Origin of the sequence: Pedobacter sp. JY14-1, from assembly GCF_029269825.1 — a bacterium.
Classification (GTDB): Bacteria; Bacteroidota; Bacteroidia; order Sphingobacteriales; family Sphingobacteriaceae; genus Pedobacter.
Window position 1 is genome coordinate 381,239 of sequence record NZ_JARJHU010000005.1, and the last position, 18,252, is coordinate 399,490.

Sequence of the window (18,252 nt, forward strand, 5' to 3'; positions counted from 1 at the left end):
AAATCAGACCGTCAGGTTCCGACCCGGTTGCAAAAAAATTGTTTTTTGTTGGATGGCCTCGTGCATAGCCCGCTGGTACCGGACTACCAGAATGATCAATTGAGTAATACAAAGGGCAGCGGCAGGCAGGCTGAGCAGGTAAAGTTGCGCGGTCGGAATTGTTTTGGTCAGCCAGATGATGTTACCGGAGTAGCCTACCAGTGAAATACCCACAATGGCGATGCCTGCAACCGCAGCTGCAATGGCAATCCATGGCAGGGATGCCTTTCTCGCCTGCAGGTCGGTCTGGGGTACCAACTCATTCAGATCGAAGTCAAATGCCGGTACCGGCATTTCCTTTAGTGCTGCGCTGATCAGCCGGTATTCGGCTAACTGCGCCTGGCAAGCAGAGCAGGAGTCGAGGTGCAGCTGATCTTTGACCGAGATCTGCTTCGGTGCGTCGGCATATTGTTGAAACTGGGCTTCTGAGAGGTGGCTGTTCATAATTCCTCCTTTTTTTGATATCGGATGAGTATTGTTTTGAGCTGCTGGCGTGCCCGGAACAGGTAGGACTTAATAGTACCTTCGGGCAAGTCGGTGATTTTGGCGATTTCTTGCAGGGTCATTTCCTGCTGGTAATAAAGGCTGATCAGGGTCTGGTGGAGCGGCGAAAGCTGGCTGGTCGCTTTTTCAATAGTTTGCTTGAGCTCCCTTTCAAAGAGCCGGCGCTCCGTCTGGTTTTCCTGCTGCTGGGTCAGTGTAGCTGCCGGATCGTCATCTGTTTGTTCGAAAAAGCGTTCCATCAGGATGGGCCGCTTTTTGGCCAGGTGGTTCAGACAGGTGTTGTAGGCGATCTGGGCAATCCAGGTAGACAGTTTGCTTTGAAATTTAAAGCTTCGCAGGCCCTGGTGGACCTTTAAGTAAACATCCTGAGCGATGTCTTTGCGGTCATCGGCAACAGGTATCATGCGAAACAGCATCGAGGCAACCAGCTTTTCTGTACGGGCAATCAGCTGGCGAAAAGCATGGGGCTGCCCCGCAAGTATCGCCCTCACCAGTTGCTGATCCTGTATCCGCTGTATGTCGTTTTCTGTCTCCAATTGTTTGTTAGACCAGCAGATTACCTGCCGGTTGCAAATATTTCAATTTAAATTAAATGCAGCAATTTGATCTGCCACCTCATTGAGCAACCGCAAGTCAGGTTTTAACAAAACCTGTAAACCGCAAACTTATCGCAATCCAGAGATGTTTAATGGAAAAACCGATACATGCCTAAACTGCGCATTCAATCATCAAAGTACTATCAGGCTGGCCTTGAATCGGAAAAGCTTGGCGACTTTGAACAGGCCCTGAAACTTCATCAAAAAGCAGTCAAATCTGACACGATGAATGATCTTGCCTGGAGCCGGTCAATGATACTGCTGCGCAAACTCAAAAGAAGCGATGAGGAAGTTCAGACAATAAAAAGTGCAATCGCCGCATACACCAAAGCCCTGCATGAAACTCAGCAGAAATGGGCGAAAGAACACAAGGAAAAAATCACGACCAGTAAAGCATTGGCCGAGATGCTTGGAATGATCGGTAAGAACGGACTGCCGGAAATCGCCAGTGAACCACTGCAGCGCTGGGAAACAAGACTTCACTTGCTCAGCCACCGCATTAAAAACGCAAAGGCAAAAGCAGCAAAAAAGTCCAAGCCAGCGGCTAAAAAAGGAAAAGACGTGTAGTTGCTTTGGCCAAGAACCAGACTAGAGCTTAAAAATCAAGCGTATCCGCAATAAATATTATTTCAATTTGCAATACAGTTAGCTCAGATTATTCACGCGCCTCCAGTCCACTGAATCCAATATCGCCGTCGGCGTCCAGCCAGATATCAAAAGAAACATCAAAATCCACATCAATTCTTCTTGGCGACAAAAAAGTGTTCTCATCGTGACTTAAAACCGGCTTTAACTGATGGGCGGCATCCAGCAACGCATCGACGACGGTTTCAGCCACCCTTGGCGCCGCATGCAGGAAGAACAGATTCAAGAAATACCATTCCACGGCCAGCTCATTAAGCTCATGATCGTCCTGGGACGCAGCATAATTTTTAAATGTCTTTCTCATAGTCAAGCCATGTCAATTTAATGTGCCGGTTTAGGCGTCCACTGCTCATGGACCTGGATGACCTGGCGGATACTGTCCAACAATGGTAAATCCAGCTTGCAGTGCTCCGCTTTACAGCTGGAGTGGTCATCTTGATCCAAGGATAACGTGCCGACATATGCGCCCTGGTCATATAGCTCGTACCGCTGGTCCCCTAAAGGTTTGACATCAAAAAAAACACCTTTGCCGTCATTGGCGGCTTCTATCCTGAATTGCTCCATAACTATACCTTATATGCTAATTGCCTGCTCCCATCAATTATTCTGTATCCTCATTGCCAGACGCATTGCCTGCCAGGTCTCCGGAAATTTCATCGTCCTGGTCATCCGGATCTGTATTGCCAGTTTCCGATTCATTCTGTATGCCCTGTTGGCTTTTGGACTCGTCCGAACCCAGCTCTGTGTAATTCGCCTTTTGGTTTTCGTTCTGACCGCGCGTTTCCATTTGTTGATGCTGTGAAACTTCCATATCTGTATAGTTTTTGATAAGGCATGATTACCTTATTGTTGTGATTAACAATAGGCAGTAGCCTTTGTTTCGCTTAGAATATCTGATCTTACAATAGGGAATCTCCTGCAAACAAAAATCAAGCAGCTTCCCCACCATCTCCCGCTTCATATTATTCTTATAGCGCACATTCCGCTGGTCGGTTTGCCTATACTTTACCTGCTGAATATCCGGTTTCCAAAGTACATCTTCGGTCTTAGAATGCCATAGTACAAGGGCTTCCATCCGTCGAGCCAGGCTTCGTAATAAATGACCGGCGCAAAAATGACATTTACCTCATAACCCACCTCCCGGAATTCATTCATCACCGCGATGCGGTCACTCACGGGCGACGTCGTTACGTCTACCAGTTTACTCATTTCATGGGGCATCAAATTGAAAAGGATCCTCGTATGCCCCTTGGGTTTATCACTCAACATTTCGCGGTTCACAAACTTGCCGATTGTATTGGTATTACGTTTTTTATTTGCTAAGTCGCTTAACGATTTCAAGCCATCTCGGATCGTCGTAAAGTACTTTAAAAGAGGATTGCTTTTCCAATTGCTTCTTGTTTAAACTTCCTCTGAGAGATAGTAAATCTAAAAAATCCAACGCTATGCTTTTGTATTTTTTATCTGCGTTTTTCGAGGCAATTTTTGCAAAAATAATCGCTGCTTCGAAATTATCGGCATCACTCATACCTCCCAAAAAACTAGAGGCATTGTTATAAAAATCATAGCTTTTCTGAAATTCGTTTTTTGTATAATAAAATTTTGCACTGTCTATAAGTAAACGCACTTGCATCTCGTAATCAGCATCTTTACTCTGGGATTGTTCAAGGCTTACAGGATGATAATCAAATCCATAAGTTAGTGCGTAGATTTTTAAAGGTTGTAATCCGATTTTTTGTCTTCGCTTATCGGCCAAATACTCCTTTAATATAGTTCTAAACGCAGAAGCTGTGCCATTGCCAGACCATTCCACTTGTGTACCATATAGCTGCTTGTAATTCAGATTGCACTGAACCCTGTCGTAAAGAAAAGCATAGTTTTCCATATTGATTTCCTTTGTCTCTTTAAGCTTTTCCATAGCTTTAAGGGCTGTTTGCTGAAATAGGACATCTTGGTCGGCGTGTTGAACAATAAGCCATAAATTGTTCTGCCCATCTTTTCCTATCTGTGATATTTTGAGCCATCCGTATTGCTTGATAATTTCCTTTACACGGCTCATATTGCTGAAATCTGATTTCATGATGTGTCTATCAATGGTTTCCCTTGCACTATCGCTCTTCGCCTGAATTTTCTGATATCTAAGCTTTTGATCATTCAATGTCATTAAATTAATTTCCCTACGCAATGCAGACAATTGCAAAGTCTTCACATAACTGCTTTCTGCCGATGAAGCGCTATCTTTAATCAGCTTCCATTTTTCAGGGTAAGCATTTCTTATAAAGTCAAAATACGGGTCGAGTGATAGCCAATCTGCTTCAGTCCATCCATTTTCTATTGAAAGTTGAAGGTATTGGAAAGCTTTGTTTGCATTGCTATCTAACGAATACATACCTGCCACTTTATAAGCCGTTAATGCATCAGGTGCTTTTATTTTAAATGCCTGTTCATAATTGGCAATTGCACTTTTATAATTTTTTTGAAGATGCAATAATCCAGCTTTGGCTATCAAGATCTGATAGATGCTGTCTGATTGTGCGTATGAAGCAGTCAAAAAAAAACAAGAAAAACAAATAATTAAGATTGACTTCATCGAACATGTCTTATTAATCAGAGTTCGATAAGAATTTAGATTTAGAGCTGTAATCATGATCGTATATAAGTAAATCAACTATTTAATCAACTAAGTTTAATCCAGTAAGCTTTCAGATTAGGGGATGATCATCGGGTCTATTACATTACTATTTCCTTATCGGTTCCATGTGAGATCGCATCCATGTCCTTTTATAAACCTTATTTGCCAGCTATCAATTCCTCCAGTATCTTCTTGCCCGGCAAATTTTCCGGAAACATCTCTACCGACTTTCGGTACATATCAATTGCGTCCTCTCGCCTCCCGCTTTGCAGCAAAGCTTTACCATAGCTATCATACGTATTCCAGCTTTGCGGGAATAGCAAGGTACATAACTTTAGCGTTTCCAAAGCGGCTTGATTATGCCGGTCAGACAAGAGTTCCAAACCCAATTCATTTAACTCCCGCTCATCGGTGAAATAATGAGCCGTATCAGCCTTATGCATATTAAAAAACGTTGCCGCAGCATCTGCGCCGTCTTTCAGCAATATCCGCACGTAGGGGAGAAATAGCGATTGAGGGCGTGGCGGTTCGGGAGGAAAAAATTCAGTCCCATAAATTATATTGAATGTCTGCTTACACGCATCTCCAAACCCCGTGCTCTCCGCATTATCCAGCAAGATCAGTGTCTTACCGCTCTTCAGATCATGACAGAAAAAAGTGAAAAAACCAGGTTCGCGCCCGGTATGCATCACTATTTTACCCAACCCACTGACCGGCAGGAACCAGCCCAAACCATAAGCCGCAGGGCCGAATTCACCGTCCGGCATCGCCGGATTGCCATCGGTCAACCGGTAAGGGGTAAACGCCTCATCCAGCAGTTTCTTACCTAAAAGCCGATGTTTATCCAGTGCTAACACAAACTTCAACAGATCAGGCGTCGTGCTCACGATATTTGTCGGACCATACAAGCCACGCATATTATAGCTCCAGCGCCTTACTTTTCCGCTCAGTTCAATATTTTGCAGGTCACCCAGATAGTGATGGCGCACCAAGTAACCCGACACCCGGTTAGGATCATTCTGACGGCTCCCCAACAGATAACTGTCCTTCATGCCAGCGGGCGCAAAAATATGCCTAGCCAGGTAAATTGCAAAAGGCTCGCCGCTTACTTTCTCTACCACCAGCGCCAGCAGCGCAAAACCAATATTGTTATAGCGCCATTGACTCCCAGGGGCAAAGGCCAGCGGCCTGTTCCATTTGATCAGGGCCGGAACAATGTCCTGGTTGCTGACCCTCAAAGCAGTATCTGCATCTATCTTCGGAAAGAACAATTCCTCCTTGTCCGGCAAGCCCGATGTATGACTCAGCAAATGCCGGATGGTCAGCGTAAGGAATGGGAAATCAGGAAGAAACCGCTGCACCGAATCATCCAGAGATAGTCTGCCTTTCTCCACTAACTGCAAGATTGCCAATGATGTGAAAGTTTTGGAAACTGATCCAATCTGAAAGGCCGAGCCTAATGTGTTCGTCTTGTGGGTATCTATTTGCGCAAAGCCTACCGAACGCCGATAAACAACGCGATCACCCTGTGCTACCAGGATGTTTCCATTGAAATGCTTTGCGGTATCCAATGTGGTAAACAAACTATCCAGCCGCTGAACCGTTTGCCCATACAACGAAAAATTAATCCATAAAAAACAGGCGACCAGCGCCAACTTTAATAATCTCATAAACCTCAAAAATAAAAACATCGGCGGATGCGACAACTATCTCTTAAAACTCTGCTGGATGCTGTCTTACCAAATTTCGACTAATTGTTTTCGTGCTGCTGAGCAGCAATACTTATTAATTTGCGGCTGATCGCTTCAACCGGTATATGGGCGTTCACTGAAACGGCTAGAAAAATTTTGGTCTTTACATCAAAGATCAGCAAAGCGCGATAAGTTTCCGTGCCTCCTGTATGACCGATCCATTGGTCTTGCTGTCCATTAATACCCTCAAAGTCGGTTACCATAATTCCTTGCCCATAAAATATTCCTTTATCGGGCATCGGGTACAAGTTCTGCAATCGGGCAGCAACGGTTGTTTTGGGAATGATAGACCCGTTCAGCAGAGCAAATAAAAATACAGCCATGTCTTTGGCATTGGCTGCGATATCGCCTGTTCCCAGCGGTACCGAATAGTCTTCATTTACCGGTAATCCGTCGGCGGTATGACCTTTTGCGAGGTTAGCAGGCATTTTAGCCTGCGTTAGTACTTTTAGCGAAGATAGATGCAGTGGCACAGCAAAACGTTGCGCTACAGCCTCAGCATAGCTGCGTTTATCCACTTGTTGAATAATCATTGCCAACAGCAGATAACCGGTATTGCTATAGGACCAGTATTTTCCCGGAGGGAATAAATTCTTCTGCTGTAAAGCAATATCGATCAGATCCTCAGCAGTATAATGTTTTTCTCTTTTGAAGATGGTAGTGTCTGTATTAAAACTGGCCAGCCCACTGGTATGATGCAGCAACTGACCAATGCTGATCTCCCGGGCGTGTTCAAACTGTGGGAACCATTTCGCAAGTTTATCGTCGTAGCTTAATTTAGAGTCCTGTACTAACTCGTCAATGATTGTAGCCGTGATCATCTTGGTCACACTCGCCCAATAGAAAACACTCGTGCTGTCCGCTTTTTGCTTGTTCGAATTTGACAGAAAACCGGTCGTATTTTGCCAGAGCCCTTTGCCGGGGATCAACATCGCTGCTGTAATACCTGGCATCTTCGTAACAGGAAACAACCGATGGATGGCGGCATCCAGTGAATCTTGCAGTGGACCAGATAGTGGTTGAGTGATCTTATAATCCGCTGAAGCGAAAGAGATCGCCTCTGCAGGAATAGATTCGTGTTTATTAAATGCTTGGGCATGCAGGTCATTTTTACTGCAGCCGGAAGTGATCAGGACCAAAACCAATGGCCAAAGCAATGCTATTTTTGTATAATGCATGTATTTTTGTTGGTAAAATTAAGAACAGTCTTATTGAAAAAATAGAATAATATTAGCCTAGAGTTTGCGAAAATGGCTAGGCAAAAATCCGGTAAACTGCTTAAAGTTACGGATAAAATGGCTTTGGTCGGCAAAGCCGCACCGGAATGCGATGGCAGATAACGGTATGCCCTTAATTCCTATTCCATTCATCCGGCAAAAGTTCCCCGAGTTTTTTGGCCCACAATGGCGTTTTGCCGGCATAGGTATCTCCTGCCCCACTGAGCAGGTCCAGCACTGACATCATGATCTGGGTACCAGACGAAGGACAACCGCTGCGTACCTCGTTGAAGATACGCAGCATGTTTAATTTAAAATTCGCCACATTCAGTGTGCTCAGGTCAAAAGACTTTAAAAAATATTCTGGGATCTCAAGATTAATATTTCTGCAGAAAGGTGCACCAGGAAGTGTCCGGTGCCACTCACCCGGAGCAAAACATGCGATATCGCCGGGCTTTCGTTCAAAACTACCATTTTTCCTGCTTTCCACATTTCCACCATCCAGTATAAAACTGATAACCGCATTCTCATGGGCCCCATGACATATTGGTCGAAATCCTTAAGAACATCTACTTCGAACCCAAACAGATTGAATTTTTAAAATCCGCAGTGCGGACGATGCTCGAAGGGCTCGTCAAAATCAACTATGAAACTTCCTGTTTGACATCGGGTTGTTAATGACGGTTTGTCCAGCTCTGATGGCTCAGCTCGAATTTGGTTTCCCCGTTTGCGTACCTTCCTGCCCGTATCCAGCCCTGAAGTTCATAAAATCTTTCTGCACGGGTATTCGGGGCGGTCCCCAACACGATGTTCTCGCTGGTTTGTTCAAAATACCAGTCCACCATCAACTTGTGTAGTTGCTTTCCTATTCCCTGCTGATCGAATTGCGGATCTACAAATAACGCCCATACACTATGCCCTTTCAGATCAACTATTGAAAAGCCGACAACCTGCCCATTAATTTCACACACCCAGCCTTTTCCTTTCTCTGTGATATAATAGATCACATCGCGGTCCGGGACAAGATCAGGGTTACTCAGGGTGTTTTCTTTGACCAGATGCCTCACTACCTGCATTTGCTTAACATCACAAATTTCTGCTATTCTAAAAATCATGGCAACAAGATGTCAAATATTCCCAGACATACAAAGTGAGTAATGGCATACTGGCATTCAAAAAGTCAGCTCCCGGAATGGTAAAGATCACCGCTATACTATCCTGTTGCTAAAGTGGTATCTGACGAATCGTTCTTTTCCGGGTCTTTATGAACTCATCCAATTTGAAAGGTGGTTTGCAAATTACTTAGTTTTCAGCCGCGTCCCTGTACCTGATCTTTTCTGATTGAACAACAGGTTCCCATTTCGACAAATACTTGCTTTGTAAGACCCGGTATTCTGCGTCTGTAATGTCGTTATTTGAAAATTCAATCTCAAGCTGTGAACTTGCCCTCTCAATGTAGTCGTCCAAGTTAATGTAGGATAGATTGTTATCTGAGAGGGAGATGTATTTCAAATTTTGGAATGCGCAGATCAGCTGTAAATGCTCGCCCGTGATCCTATTCGAAGACAAGTAAAGAGTCTCTAAAACTCGTTTCGACCCAATTAACGGCCGTAGTCCTGAGCCAGTTAACGAGCAGTGGGATAAATCGATTGATGTAAGATTGGAAAACGGTGGAAGTGAAGCCATAACGTCTTCGTTCAGGGGATTTTCCGAGAGATTCAGAATGGATATCGTTGTGCAGAAATGATTCTGATCTGACAGGAACACGCCATGGACCGCATTATTCCTCAGGTCAACGGTGTGGATGATGTCCAATTCATTCAGGAAATGTAAGTGCTGGTCAATAACGCGGTTGTCCTGTATCCATAGATACTTTAAGCTGGCTTTACTGCTAAGCAAGGACTGAAGACCCGACCCAACCAGTCGATTTCCGTTCAACAAAACTCGTTCCAGATTCACAAAGTCGGAAAGATAACTTAGCGATGCATCTTCGATTCTATTAGCAATCAGGCTAATCTGCCTGACCGTGTGCGCTGAAGCCTTAAATTGCCTCAGCAGCGTTCCATCTAGGTTACAGCCGTCGACTAGAATATTCCGCAAGCCATCACAATTTGAGAATGCACTGAAGTCATCGTCTTTGAGCTGACACCTTCTTATCACTACTGATATCAGCTTTATGGATTTTGAAAAGGCTTTCAACTGGTCGCCGGATAAATCGGCATCTGTAAGCATCAAATACTCTAATGCATCAACGCCGTCGAGATATTTCAGCTCATTGTCCTCCAGTACCTTTCCAACGAAACACAAACCAGAAATATACCTTTTTAATCGTTGAACCGACTGAAGTAACAATTGTCTTTCGCTTTGATTTGCGCAGCGAAATGTGAAATTTGTTATGTGTATAAAACTTAGCTTTTCGAGTATTGGACGCCAGCTGTCATCGGCAGCGATGATCAAGCTTTCTTCGATCTTACTTAACAGCACTTCGTTAACAAGTTGCTGATCAGAGAATAGATGATCAAATGATGCGGATAGCTCGATCATGTGCTTGCTACTAGGTCCACAATCTTTCAAGCTTATCAAATCTTCGACATCTTGGAGTGTTACCTTAGCGGGAAGTTCTTCAAATACCCTATTGATGTTCATGCCATGGTAAGCTGCGTTTAATTTTTTGTTGCTTTCCGGCAGACGTTGTGCAATCAGGAAAGACATGGCCATCTTGAAATGAATTAAAGGCACTTTAATCTCATCCTGAGGACACCTGTTGATGTAATCTACCAGAAAGAACTCCATCACCTCGTTACTGACAAAGCCAAAGTATACTGAGTCCTCTGACGAGAATTTCTGAAGCAAGGACCTGTCACCCCAACCTGAAAAACCTTCAAGAACTCGCGCTTCTTGCTCAAAAGCTATTAATCCACCTCCAACAATACCCCTGATATGTCCGTTTCTCTCTCGTCGTGCTATTTCGAATGCCAGGTCTTCACAAAATTTTCTGAGCCGCACCTGATCAACACCCTTTGCGGACTCCCGGGTTAACCAATTTTCAACGATAATTCGCAAAATTCTTTCCGAGGTCAGGCGTTTCCCGTCAGAGGTAACGGAAGAGTAATTCGCCAAAACATCTTCCAGATTATTTAACACCAGGGGTACTTCGACAATTGTCAAATTACGTTCTCTCATTTTGTAGGTAAGCCAATGTAAGTCTTTAAGCAGACTACTGTTTTTTTGACCTGGATGCTTTAGTGTGAGATATTCATCCTGCTGGTTGGCATCAAATGGGAGAAGAGTGATAAAATTAGGTGGGAATTTGTCAATGCCGACCTGCAAAGTGCGGTTAGAGAGTTCGTCTGTCTGAAGGAATTGTTCTCTGACGGTGATGACCACTTTTTTAAAATGAACGGCCTGCTGATTGATGAAATCATGATAGGTCTTGATAAACGTCGACCAGTAGAGGTCGGGAGCGCCCGCGGGTGCAATAAATTCGTCCAGCGCATCGATTAATAAAATGGTTTTAGCAGCTTTACCACTGCTAATCAGTCCTTCAATGATTTGTTTTGAATTTTCATGGTACATGATCCCAAATGCTACTTTCGCATTTTTGTGCCGATGCTTGATTTCCAGATAAAGATTTGCCAGAAACGTCGTCTTACCCAGGCCAGTCGGTGCAGTGATTAAGTGTAAGGGTTTGGGATCTGCGCCAAGCAAAAGGCCGGTTAGATAAGTGATCCCGTTGTCATAGATTTTGCCACCGTTGAATACCCTATTAGGTATGAAATGAGTTGTGTACCGCTTCGATATTTGCTCCGCAATCCTGGGATCGATCATTTGTATCTTTTTAAATCCGGCCAGTAATTTCTTATGGAAAATGGTGTATATCCCAATGATGATTGCAGTGATCAAACCCGTAATCAGGGCTGGCGTATCGATTAGGCCGTCGACAATAGATGCGTTAATTAATGTGAATTCCATGGTATTTCTAAAGTTGCAAAATAATGAAATGGAATTGTTTTATCCTCTAAAATAGCACTTGTTTGTAGATTTGAGTAAGCTGTCCACCCCATTTCGGTCAAACCTGTACAGCCCGTCTAGCCCTGAAAAGACATACATTGGCCTTCTCGCCTCAAACACCAAGGGTACCGACCTAAGCCCCAATTCGCATTATCATCAGCCAATAAAGCAAAAACCTGGCAAATCCAATCCAAAGAACTCCTCTAAGCCAACTCTCTTAAATCAACCTTCCAGTTTCAGAACTCACATCTGAAATGGCCGACCAAAGAAGCGTTCAGTTCGACCAAATCCACGAAAGAACAGCAGAACCCGCCAACCCGAAATCAACACCTTAAAACACTTAAAATCAAGCCGATCGAACACTTTACAGCGAAATAAACTGATCAATATAAAGCGAAATCACGGCAAAGCGTGAGCGGAATCCACTGCACACATTCGAAGCTAGCCCTACCATACATTTGCCGCTTGATAGTCTTTAGCGTATTTACATTGCCTCCTACCGGGCCATTGCTTCAGGGCAAGCTGATCGCGTTTTCAATGGACTTGTAATCCCTTAACAGACCATTTGCAAAAGTGGCTATCTCGCTAATCCCTGAGTTCAGCACATTTTCTATCCAGCACTGGAGTTGATTTCCCAACTTGTTTTCCATATCGCGAAGATGAATGCCGCTTAATCCAATAAATCCACAAACGTGCGGAAGAAGGGAATCGAACCCCATAAGAAAAAAACAGCCCTTTTCAGGTTGATACCATACTTTGTCTTCCGTTTAGTTGCGAAATCAATAAAGCTTTGGTAATTTTAAACTACAGTAACAAATGAAAAAATATCGGTTCACTTTCTTACTATTTCAGTTTCTCACGCTCTGCTCTTGTGAATTTGCAACTGAAAAATTAGAAATTAAGCCATTGCAGCAGAAAAAAAGCAAAATAATAACGGCTAACATTTTATCATCAACAACTACTCTTTCCTCCAATGGTCCGGGGAATACATACGAGTTAATTGACAGCGTATTTGGGCCTTCTTCAGAGGATCTCCCTGATTGCGGGCATACAAGTTTCGGAAGGCATATTGTAGAAGTATTTGATAACACGTTATCTCAGAATGTGTTTGTGTTTTACGCACATGTTAATGACGATGATGATAGGTGTATATCTTCTGACAAACAAAGAACTGAAATAAAGACTCATTGGCTATCCTCAAGTAACCTGAGGGCCTCAAATGGAGATACAGTGATATACAATTGGAAATTCAAAATCGATCTTGGTTTTAAACCTTCACCGAGTTTTACAAACCTGCATCAGATCATGGCTGGGAATGGTGATAATGCACACCCTATTTTCACATTGACTCCAAGATATAATTCTGGCGGCGACAAAATGGAGATTGTTTATATGAACTCTTCAGGTACGATTACAAAACCTAAAATTGTAGGTCTTGTTGGCTTTAAAGGTCATTGGGTGTCTGTTACGGAAACGGTAGTATATGGTTCAACTGGAAGCTATTCAATTAATATAAACAGAATATCAGACAACGTAAATTTACTTAGTTACACCAATAATAATATTGAGATATTCCGTTTAGGAACTACTTGGTATCGGCCAAAATGGGGTATTTACAGAGGCTTAGCAGATTCATCTTACTTACGTGATGAAGAAGTACGCTTTGCAGATTTCTCAATTACAAAATTTTAATTGTTCGCAATTTGATAACCATAATGCTTGGCTTCATTGTTGATTCCAGCAGGAAATAATCTGCCCACTTTACTTTGATGAAGTTCCTTTCTTGACCTTCAAGTTACAACCCCAGTACCGATAGCTTAAATAAAGCCTGAATATCGGTTGTTCACTTTGATGTTAAACTTCAGAATCGCCACAGCATCTACATTGCGCCCCTCAGCCAACAGCTTTTCGGCAGTTTCTCTTAAACCGTTCCGGTTTAGGCTGCACAAATTGTATGCATAATAATTCTTTGGTCTTTGATCAGGTCCTGATACAGCTTCTTCGCAGCCCCAACACCGTCCTTTGATTACTGTATTGTAAACCAACTCACCATAATCCTTTTTCAGCTGGTTAAGCCCAGTTTTTTTATCCAGCACATCCTTCAGGTATTCAGTGGAAATCGCTACAGACACATTCCCAACCTTAGAACCTGCACTACCCGTGATGATCCCGATCAGGTAACCTTTGGCATCAATTACCGGCGAACCACTGCAACCGCCCTTATGCGTCTTCATGTCCCGTTCAATCAGGATATCCATTCCGTATTTCTGATATACCTTGCCTTCATGAACCGTACACAGACTATCCTCATAGGCACAGCTTAGAAAAAGGAGAATGAACGTAGCGGTCACCATTTTTAAACTGCACCTCGTTAATCAGTGCAATCTTCGGCCACTCAGCAATTGGTTTGCCTACCCAGCTTTCCTTTTGCTGGGCGAACCCGTGATCGAAAAGCACATTAGCATCTGAAATAACAAACTAGTTTTCATATGAACATTGTTAATTCCCCAAACCTAAATTAACCAGCTCATTCCGGCACCAGCAACTTTGTAAAAAGAATTGTAAAAAAAGTAAATTCCACTTAAAGCATCACAGTTGCGATACGCATGCTAAACACAAAGTATCCACCTCACATCAAAAGCATCGGTCACTTCAATAAGTTGTTGGTCCTCATCAATGGTATCCTGACCTGATACTGCAGCTTTCAATTTAACAATAATTGCATTTCTATCCCCGGCATTTTTACATGGCAAAAAGACCGAGAGATAATTCCCGATCTTCCTTCCTTCGTCATGGACAAGGTCCGAACCATGAACGATGATGCTGTCCGAAACCAGCGAGCCCCTGATAACGGGGCTTCCGGTATAACCATTCAGAGGTTCATCAAAAGTCTCAAAATACAACTCGCCTCCGAAACAAGAATGATAAAGCATAAGCGCCGCTTTACAATTGCCGGTAAAAGTTATAAAAACACCGCCTTTTAATGTCTTTTCATTTTTAAATTCCATATTATTGAATTACAGGGCCGGTATTCGGGTAAAGCCGGACAGCCCGATTTGTACCATGCGTTATTCAATGGCTTAGGCGAGCTGTTCTTTTCTTATTTTATTGCCATAGGCATAGGAGATAGCAAGAATACCCAGCACCACAATCGGCAGGAGCATAAATCCTATGTTTCTATCAACAGCGGCATGACTGATAAATGCAAAGATCAGGTTAAATGTTAGGCCGGCATACGCCCATTCCCTTACTTTACCTGGTATTTTAGGTAATGAAATTGCTATTACCCCTAATACTTTACAGACGATCAGCGTATAAGCAAAGTAATCAGGATATCCCAGCGGCTTTGTACCCGCGTTTACATACTCTGGTGCAAAAAACACGGTACTAAGCGGCATTACACCTTCCCAAAGAATCAGGATGGCTGTCGCCACCCAAAATATTATCTTGTATTTATTAATGGTCGCTTCTACCGTAATTCTTTGTTGTACTGTCATAACTTGTATTTTTTTATTCGTAATGATAAGACAAAGATGTAGCAGCTTTTAAAAATCAGACTGTAGTAAAAACGACAACTATGCAGGTGAATTACGACAAACTATTTTTTTTAACTTTACCCTTTAAACCGCCCCCTGTATGCGAATTTCAGTTTTTGTTCCTCAGTATGGTGTAATAGAGGCTATTACCCCCGCATTCCGTTCTTTCCACACAGCCAACGAATTTCTTACTGCTTATGGCAAAGCGCCGGCATTTAAAGTGGAATATGTAGGCCTTAATGAATATGTGCCTGCCAACAATGGCGAATACACCATAAAAACCGACAGACTGCTAAGGGATGTTGTATCAACCGACCTGCTCATTATACCTCCTCCATACGGACCTACTGATGCAGGGGTACGCACCAACGCCGAAGCGATACCCTATATTAAAGCCCTTCACCAGAAAGGGGCCAGTATAGCCAGCTTATGCCTTGGTGCTTTTCTAATTGCAGAAGCAGGACTGTTAAATGGAAAAAAATGCTCCACACATTGGGCGCATATAAACGAGTTCAGGGAACGATATCCCAATGTAGAAGTGCAGGATGGCGCAATAATTACGGAGCATGGCAATATCTATAGCAGTGGCGGGGCCAGCAGTCTTTGGAATTTGATATTATACCTGGTGGAGAAATTTTCTGACAGGGATACAGCAATACTGATCTCCAAGTATTTTGCACTGGATATAGGCCGGGATAGCCAGAACCAATTCGCCATATTCAGGGGGCAGAGAAATCATGGTTATCCGGACATTCAAAAGGTTCAGGATCACATTGAGAAAAGTTACGAAGATAAAATTACTATTGAAGATCTGGCCAACCTTGCAGGTGCCAGCCGGCGGACTTTTGAAAGGCGGTTTAAGGAAGCGACCAATAATACGCCGGTTGAATACATACAACGTGTACGGATAGAGGCCGCCAAGAAGTTTTTTGAAGCTTCTCGAAAAAATGTATCTGAAGTGATGTACGGTGTCGGATATACCGATACCAAAGCCTTTAGAGATACCTTTAAAAAGATTACAGGACTAAAACCGATTGAATACAGGAACAAGTTTGCAAGGGTTGCCAATGAGGTGTAAAGCGTAAAACACCCTGTAAAATTCATTCTATAGAAACAGCAAAGGCCAGTTAGAGCCGATAGCTTTCTGCGATTTTAAAGCCTGGACCTTTTATACTTGAGGTTTCCTGGGCAAAGCTCTGTCTTGAAAGCGAGATAAGCGCGGCGACAGAGCGCGCGAGAAATTTGCTATTTCCACAACTGAGTTTCGTTTCTTAAGGGTTCAATCCAGTACATCGCCCTCCCAAAATACGATTGGCCATACCTCCGCGAAAACCATCCCCGGCAAGTACGAAGCACCTATCAAAGGCAATGTCGATCCCAACGGCTGGTTTCATATAAAGATCGTCGTCGGCAAAACCCGAATTCAAGTGTAGATGAATGACGAAACTGCACCACTACTCACAATAAGCCCATTGAATCCAACCATCAACGGTAAAATTGGCTTCTGGGTCGGCAATGGCTCCGATGGGAAGTTCAGGAACATGCAGCTGCTAGTGGACAAACTTTAAGGATGCCCTATCACTGTATCCAGGTCCTTCGCATCGATATCAGCTTCCACTCATTATCCCTGTACTCCAAAAATGCCTCACCACCTTCATAGGCCTTTAAGTATTCAATTTTTGCATACCTAAAGTCCTTATCAAAAATCAACGCACTGATTTTAGGCACCGATGCCATTGTCCAGCCGCGCCAGTCGGATGGAAAAACCGGTAAGAATTTCGAAAGAATCCTTACTCGAACACTATCCGCCCAAATGCTGTTAACGTCAGGTCCATAGCCATACGCTAACGATTTGCTTCCGGCTTTGATGGACCTGATAAACGATTCGTGGTACTTCTTTTCAACATTTTTCAAAATGTTATCGATCGCATATTTCTTACCCTCTTCCTCTGTATAATACACCTTATCCCGTTGGAATATGTCAAACTTATTCTGGACAACGAAATATTTTACCATCGTATCCCGATCGTTAACCAACGCCTCAAGCTCATGATCCGCCAGCTTATACCCGGTAAAAAATGCTTCAACCACACCATACGCCTGCTGTATCGGCCTCCGCATCTGCTTCCGCTCCTCAGCACTGGCAGGCTTATGCTCATTGGCCCACGCATCAATAAATTCCTGAAGCTTCTCCTTAGATCGCACCGCATATGCAGCCTCCAGTTGCTCTCCGGTCTGCCCTTGCAAACGCTGGGAGCCAATTGCCAGGATTAGAAAAAAGACGAGCGATAATTTACTCATATATAAAGCGGTTTCGGTAAATTACGAATAATATGAAACCATTCCAATCAAACGTAAGCCGACCGTAGGGACACTTCTCCAACTTGCAGGACTTCTTCTGCGGATGTTATGCCAATCCTTTATATTTGATAATTATCCTAAAAGCGAACCCGGTTCGAACTGGTAACATGAAAGAAATTATTACTCAAATTATTTAGCAACTAACCATGGCAGAGAACAAATTATTAAGAATGGACAATGTCGGGATTGTCGTGGAATCCCTTGATGAGGTGATTTTGTTTTTCGAGGAAATTGGCCTCAGGCTGGAGGGCAGATCAACCATTGAGGGCGAGTGGGCCGGCAGGGTTACAGGCGTGGCCGGCCAGGTTGTGGAGATCGCCATGATGGTCACACCAGACGGGCATAGTAAACTGGAGCTTTCACGTTTTATAAAACCAGGGGTTATCGCTGATCACCGCCATGCGCCAGTAAATGCCCTTGGATATTTGCGAACGATGTTTGCTGTTGAGGATGTAGAGGAACTGGTATCGAGGCTTATCAAAAAGCACGGCGCGGAGCTAGTCGGCGAAATCGTGAATTACCAGAATGTTTACAAGCTTTGCTATGTCAGGGGAACAGAAGGTATACTCATTGGGCTGGCTGAACAGTTGAACGATTGAGACATTCTGCTCGGCGCTGGCTCGACAGAGATTTATGGCCTGGCAGGTGCGCGCATAGGCTATGCAGTTGCCCATCCGGAAATGATCGACCACCTCTCAAAACTCCAGTCAAATACCAATAACAGTGTAAGCCTGCTTTCGAAGATAGCGGCCGTTGCCTCGCTAAAAGAGAACAACATTCAGGGTACCGGTGTTTATCAGGAAGCCGGCAAATGGACACGGATTACAGTCGGCACCATGAAAGAGATGCAGCGATTCATTAGTGTGCTGTAGAATCCGGATTGAACGACAACTCCTGAAATCGCATTCATAACCCGTAAAAAATTTACGCATTATCAAACCGACATAAAAGGTGAACAAT

Annotated in this window: 22 protein-coding genes; 5 read left to right on the forward strand and 17 right to left on the reverse strand. The window is 43.6% G+C overall.

All coding sequences use genetic code 11. The features are described from left to right. Positions 1-3: 3 nt before the first annotated feature. The gene (locus P2W84_RS12160; protein ID WP_276090412.1) at positions 4-483 is read right to left on the reverse strand and encodes a hypothetical protein; all 480 of its coding nucleotides are present in this window, start codon (positions 481-483) and stop codon (positions 4-6) included. After that, positions 480-1,079, reverse strand: a complete 600-nt coding sequence (locus P2W84_RS12165) for a sigma-70 family RNA polymerase sigma factor (protein WP_276090413.1) — start codon at positions 1,077-1,079, stop codon at positions 480-482. The genes P2W84_RS12160 and P2W84_RS12165 overlap by 4 nt, the downstream gene beginning before the upstream one ends. A 168-nt stretch (positions 1,080-1,247) precedes the next feature. Here P2W84_RS12165 and P2W84_RS12170 point away from each other — a divergent pair, with 168 nt between their 5' ends. Continuing rightward, entirely contained in the window at positions 1,248-1,706 is a 459-nt protein-coding gene (locus P2W84_RS12170; protein WP_276090414.1) for a hypothetical protein, read from the forward strand. 88 nt (positions 1,707-1,794) lie between these two features. On the opposite strand, the gene P2W84_RS12175 is transcribed toward P2W84_RS12170, so the two are convergent. The 11 genes from P2W84_RS12175 to P2W84_RS12225 all read right to left on the reverse strand — a co-directional run bounded on the left by P2W84_RS12175 (position 1,795) and on the right by P2W84_RS12225 (position 12,045). Next, entirely contained in the window at positions 1,795-2,088 is a 294-nt protein-coding gene (locus tag P2W84_RS12175) for a hypothetical protein (protein ID WP_276090415.1), read from the reverse strand. A 17-nt stretch (positions 2,089-2,105) separates the two neighbouring features. After that, positions 2,106-2,348 carry a hypothetical protein gene (locus P2W84_RS12180; protein WP_276090416.1) on the reverse strand — a complete coding sequence of 81 codons (243 nt, stop codon included), beginning with the start codon at positions 2,346-2,348 and terminating at the stop codon, positions 2,106-2,108. Between the two features lie 37 nt (positions 2,349-2,385). After that, complete coding sequence (locus P2W84_RS12185; RefSeq protein ID WP_276090417.1) at positions 2,386-2,595, reverse strand: hypothetical protein; 210 nt, start codon at positions 2,593-2,595, stop codon at positions 2,386-2,388. Positions 2,596-2,789: 194 nt separating this feature from the next. Next, positions 2,790-3,065 carry a spore photoproduct lyase family protein gene (locus P2W84_RS12190; RefSeq protein ID WP_346348961.1) on the reverse strand — a complete coding sequence of 92 codons (276 nt, stop codon included), beginning with the start codon at positions 3,063-3,065 and terminating at the stop codon, positions 2,790-2,792. Between the two features lie 31 nt (positions 3,066-3,096). Beyond that, on the reverse strand, positions 3,097-4,374 hold the full coding sequence (locus tag P2W84_RS12195; RefSeq protein ID WP_276090419.1) for a DUF6624 domain-containing protein: 1,278 nt from the start codon (positions 4,372-4,374) through the stop codon (positions 3,097-3,099). A gap of 200 nt (positions 4,375-4,574) precedes the next feature. Next, complete coding sequence (locus tag P2W84_RS12200; protein WP_276090420.1) at positions 4,575-6,086, reverse strand: serine hydrolase domain-containing protein; 1,512 nt, start codon at positions 6,084-6,086, stop codon at positions 4,575-4,577. Between the two features lie 80 nt (positions 6,087-6,166). Beyond that, positions 6,167-7,345, reverse strand: a complete 1,179-nt coding sequence (locus P2W84_RS12205) for a serine hydrolase domain-containing protein (RefSeq protein WP_276090421.1) — start codon at positions 7,343-7,345, stop codon at positions 6,167-6,169. Positions 7,346-7,517: 172 nt separating this feature from the next. Next, positions 7,518-7,874, reverse strand: a complete 357-nt coding sequence (locus tag P2W84_RS12210; protein WP_276090422.1) for a hypothetical protein — start codon at positions 7,872-7,874, stop codon at positions 7,518-7,520. A gap of 184 nt (positions 7,875-8,058) precedes the next feature. Beyond that, complete coding sequence (locus tag P2W84_RS12215) at positions 8,059-8,499, reverse strand: GNAT family N-acetyltransferase (protein WP_276090423.1); 441 nt, start codon at positions 8,497-8,499, stop codon at positions 8,059-8,061. Between the two features lie 187 nt (positions 8,500-8,686). Continuing rightward, a complete protein-coding gene (locus P2W84_RS12220) occupies positions 8,687-11,356 on the reverse strand; it encodes a hypothetical protein (protein WP_276090424.1) in 2,670 nt (889 codons plus the stop codon). A gap of 551 nt (positions 11,357-11,907) precedes the next feature. Beyond that, complete coding sequence (locus tag P2W84_RS12225) at positions 11,908-12,045, reverse strand: hypothetical protein (protein ID WP_276090425.1); 138 nt, start codon at positions 12,043-12,045, stop codon at positions 11,908-11,910. Positions 12,046-12,211: 166 nt separating this feature from the next. Here P2W84_RS12225 and P2W84_RS12230 point away from each other — a divergent pair, with 166 nt between their 5' ends. Further along, on the forward strand, positions 12,212-13,087 hold the full coding sequence (locus tag P2W84_RS12230) for a hypothetical protein (protein ID WP_276090426.1): 876 nt from the start codon (positions 12,212-12,214) through the stop codon (positions 13,085-13,087). Between the two features lie 125 nt (positions 13,088-13,212). Here the strand turns inward: P2W84_RS12230 and P2W84_RS12235 are convergent, their stop codons facing one another. From P2W84_RS12235 to P2W84_RS12245, 3 genes are all read right to left on the reverse strand, one after another. Next, the gene (locus P2W84_RS12235) at positions 13,213-13,749 is read right to left on the reverse strand and encodes a S1C family serine protease (RefSeq protein ID WP_276090427.1); all 537 of its coding nucleotides are present in this window, start codon (positions 13,747-13,749) and stop codon (positions 13,213-13,215) included. A 255-nt stretch (positions 13,750-14,004) separates the two neighbouring features. Beyond that, positions 14,005-14,403, reverse strand: a complete 399-nt coding sequence (locus P2W84_RS12240; protein ID WP_276090428.1) for a glyoxalase — start codon at positions 14,401-14,403, stop codon at positions 14,005-14,007. 72 nt (positions 14,404-14,475) lie between these two features. Next, positions 14,476-14,892: a DoxX family protein gene (locus tag P2W84_RS12245; protein WP_276090429.1), complete on the reverse strand. Its 417-nt coding sequence runs from the start codon at positions 14,890-14,892 to the stop codon at positions 14,476-14,478. A 139-nt stretch (positions 14,893-15,031) separates the two neighbouring features. On the opposite strand from P2W84_RS12245, the gene P2W84_RS12250 reads away from it, so the two are divergent. Beyond that, entirely contained in the window at positions 15,032-16,009 is a 978-nt protein-coding gene (locus tag P2W84_RS12250; protein WP_276090430.1) for a helix-turn-helix domain-containing protein, read from the forward strand. Positions 16,010-16,509: 500 nt separating this feature from the next. Here the strand turns inward: P2W84_RS12250 and P2W84_RS12255 are convergent, their stop codons facing one another. After that, positions 16,510-17,232, reverse strand: coding sequence for a hypothetical protein (locus tag P2W84_RS12255; RefSeq protein WP_276090431.1), 723 nt, complete (start codon positions 17,230-17,232; stop codon positions 16,510-16,512). A gap of 206 nt (positions 17,233-17,438) precedes the next feature. On the opposite strand from P2W84_RS12255, the gene P2W84_RS12260 reads away from it, so the two are divergent. Together P2W84_RS12260 and P2W84_RS12265 are read left to right on the forward strand one after the other, a co-directional pair. Continuing rightward, the gene (locus P2W84_RS12260; RefSeq protein WP_276090432.1) at positions 17,439-17,891 is read left to right on the forward strand and encodes a VOC family protein; all 453 of its coding nucleotides are present in this window, start codon (positions 17,439-17,441) and stop codon (positions 17,889-17,891) included. A 39-nt stretch (positions 17,892-17,930) separates the two neighbouring features. Next, on the forward strand, positions 17,931-18,164 hold the full coding sequence (locus P2W84_RS12265; RefSeq protein ID WP_276090699.1) for a hypothetical protein: 234 nt from the start codon (positions 17,931-17,933) through the stop codon (positions 18,162-18,164). Positions 18,165-18,252 lie beyond the last annotated feature (88 nt).

What these genes read in the sequence shown, in the direction of transcription:
- P2W84_RS12170 (WP_276090414.1), top strand. Translation starts at nt 1,248, where the DNA reads ATGCCTAAACTGCGCATTCAATCATCAAAGTACTATCAGGCTGGCCTT.
- P2W84_RS12235 (WP_276090427.1), bottom strand. Translation starts at nt 13,749, where the DNA reads ATGGTGACCGCTACGTTCATTCTCCTTTTTCTAAGCTGTGCCTATGAG.
- P2W84_RS12220 (WP_276090424.1), bottom strand. Translation starts at nt 11,356, where the DNA reads ATGGAATTCACATTAATTAACGCATCTATTGTCGACGGCCTAATCGAT.
- P2W84_RS12250 (WP_276090430.1), top strand. Translation starts at nt 15,032, where the DNA reads ATGCGAATTTCAGTTTTTGTTCCTCAGTATGGTGTAATAGAGGCTATT.
- P2W84_RS12245 (WP_276090429.1), bottom strand. Translation starts at nt 14,892, where the DNA reads ATGACAGTACAACAAAGAATTACGGTAGAAGCGACCATTAATAAATAC.
- P2W84_RS12225 (WP_276090425.1), bottom strand. Translation starts at nt 12,045, where the DNA reads ATGGAAAACAAGTTGGGAAATCAACTCCAGTGCTGGATAGAAAATGTG.
- P2W84_RS12255 (WP_276090431.1), bottom strand. Translation starts at nt 17,232, where the DNA reads ATGAGTAAATTATCGCTCGTCTTTTTTCTAATCCTGGCAATTGGCTCC.
- P2W84_RS12175 (WP_276090415.1), bottom strand. Translation starts at nt 2,088, where the DNA reads ATGAGAAAGACATTTAAAAATTATGCTGCGTCCCAGGACGATCATGAG.
- P2W84_RS12205 (WP_276090421.1), bottom strand. Translation starts at nt 7,345, where the DNA reads ATGCATTATACAAAAATAGCATTGCTTTGGCCATTGGTTTTGGTCCTG.
- P2W84_RS12180 (WP_276090416.1), bottom strand. Translation starts at nt 2,348, where the DNA reads ATGGAGCAATTCAGGATAGAAGCCGCCAATGACGGCAAAGGTGTTTTT.
- P2W84_RS12215 (WP_276090423.1), bottom strand. Translation starts at nt 8,499, where the DNA reads ATGATTTTTAGAATAGCAGAAATTTGTGATGTTAAGCAAATGCAGGTA.
- P2W84_RS12200 (WP_276090420.1), bottom strand. Translation starts at nt 6,086, where the DNA reads ATGAGATTATTAAAGTTGGCGCTGGTCGCCTGTTTTTTATGGATTAAT.
- P2W84_RS12160 (WP_276090412.1), bottom strand. Translation starts at nt 483, where the DNA reads ATGAACAGCCACCTCTCAGAAGCCCAGTTTCAACAATATGCCGACGCA.
- P2W84_RS12230 (WP_276090426.1), top strand. Translation starts at nt 12,212, where the DNA reads ATGAAAAAATATCGGTTCACTTTCTTACTATTTCAGTTTCTCACGCTC.
- P2W84_RS12240 (WP_276090428.1), bottom strand. Translation starts at nt 14,403, where the DNA reads ATGGAATTTAAAAATGAAAAGACATTAAAAGGCGGTGTTTTTATAACT.
- P2W84_RS12260 (WP_276090432.1), top strand. Translation starts at nt 17,439, where the DNA reads ATGGCAGAGAACAAATTATTAAGAATGGACAATGTCGGGATTGTCGTG.
- P2W84_RS12185 (WP_276090417.1), bottom strand. Translation starts at nt 2,595, where the DNA reads ATGGAAGTTTCACAGCATCAACAAATGGAAACGCGCGGTCAGAACGAA.
- P2W84_RS12195 (WP_276090419.1), bottom strand. Translation starts at nt 4,374, where the DNA reads ATGAAGTCAATCTTAATTATTTGTTTTTCTTGTTTTTTTTTGACTGCT.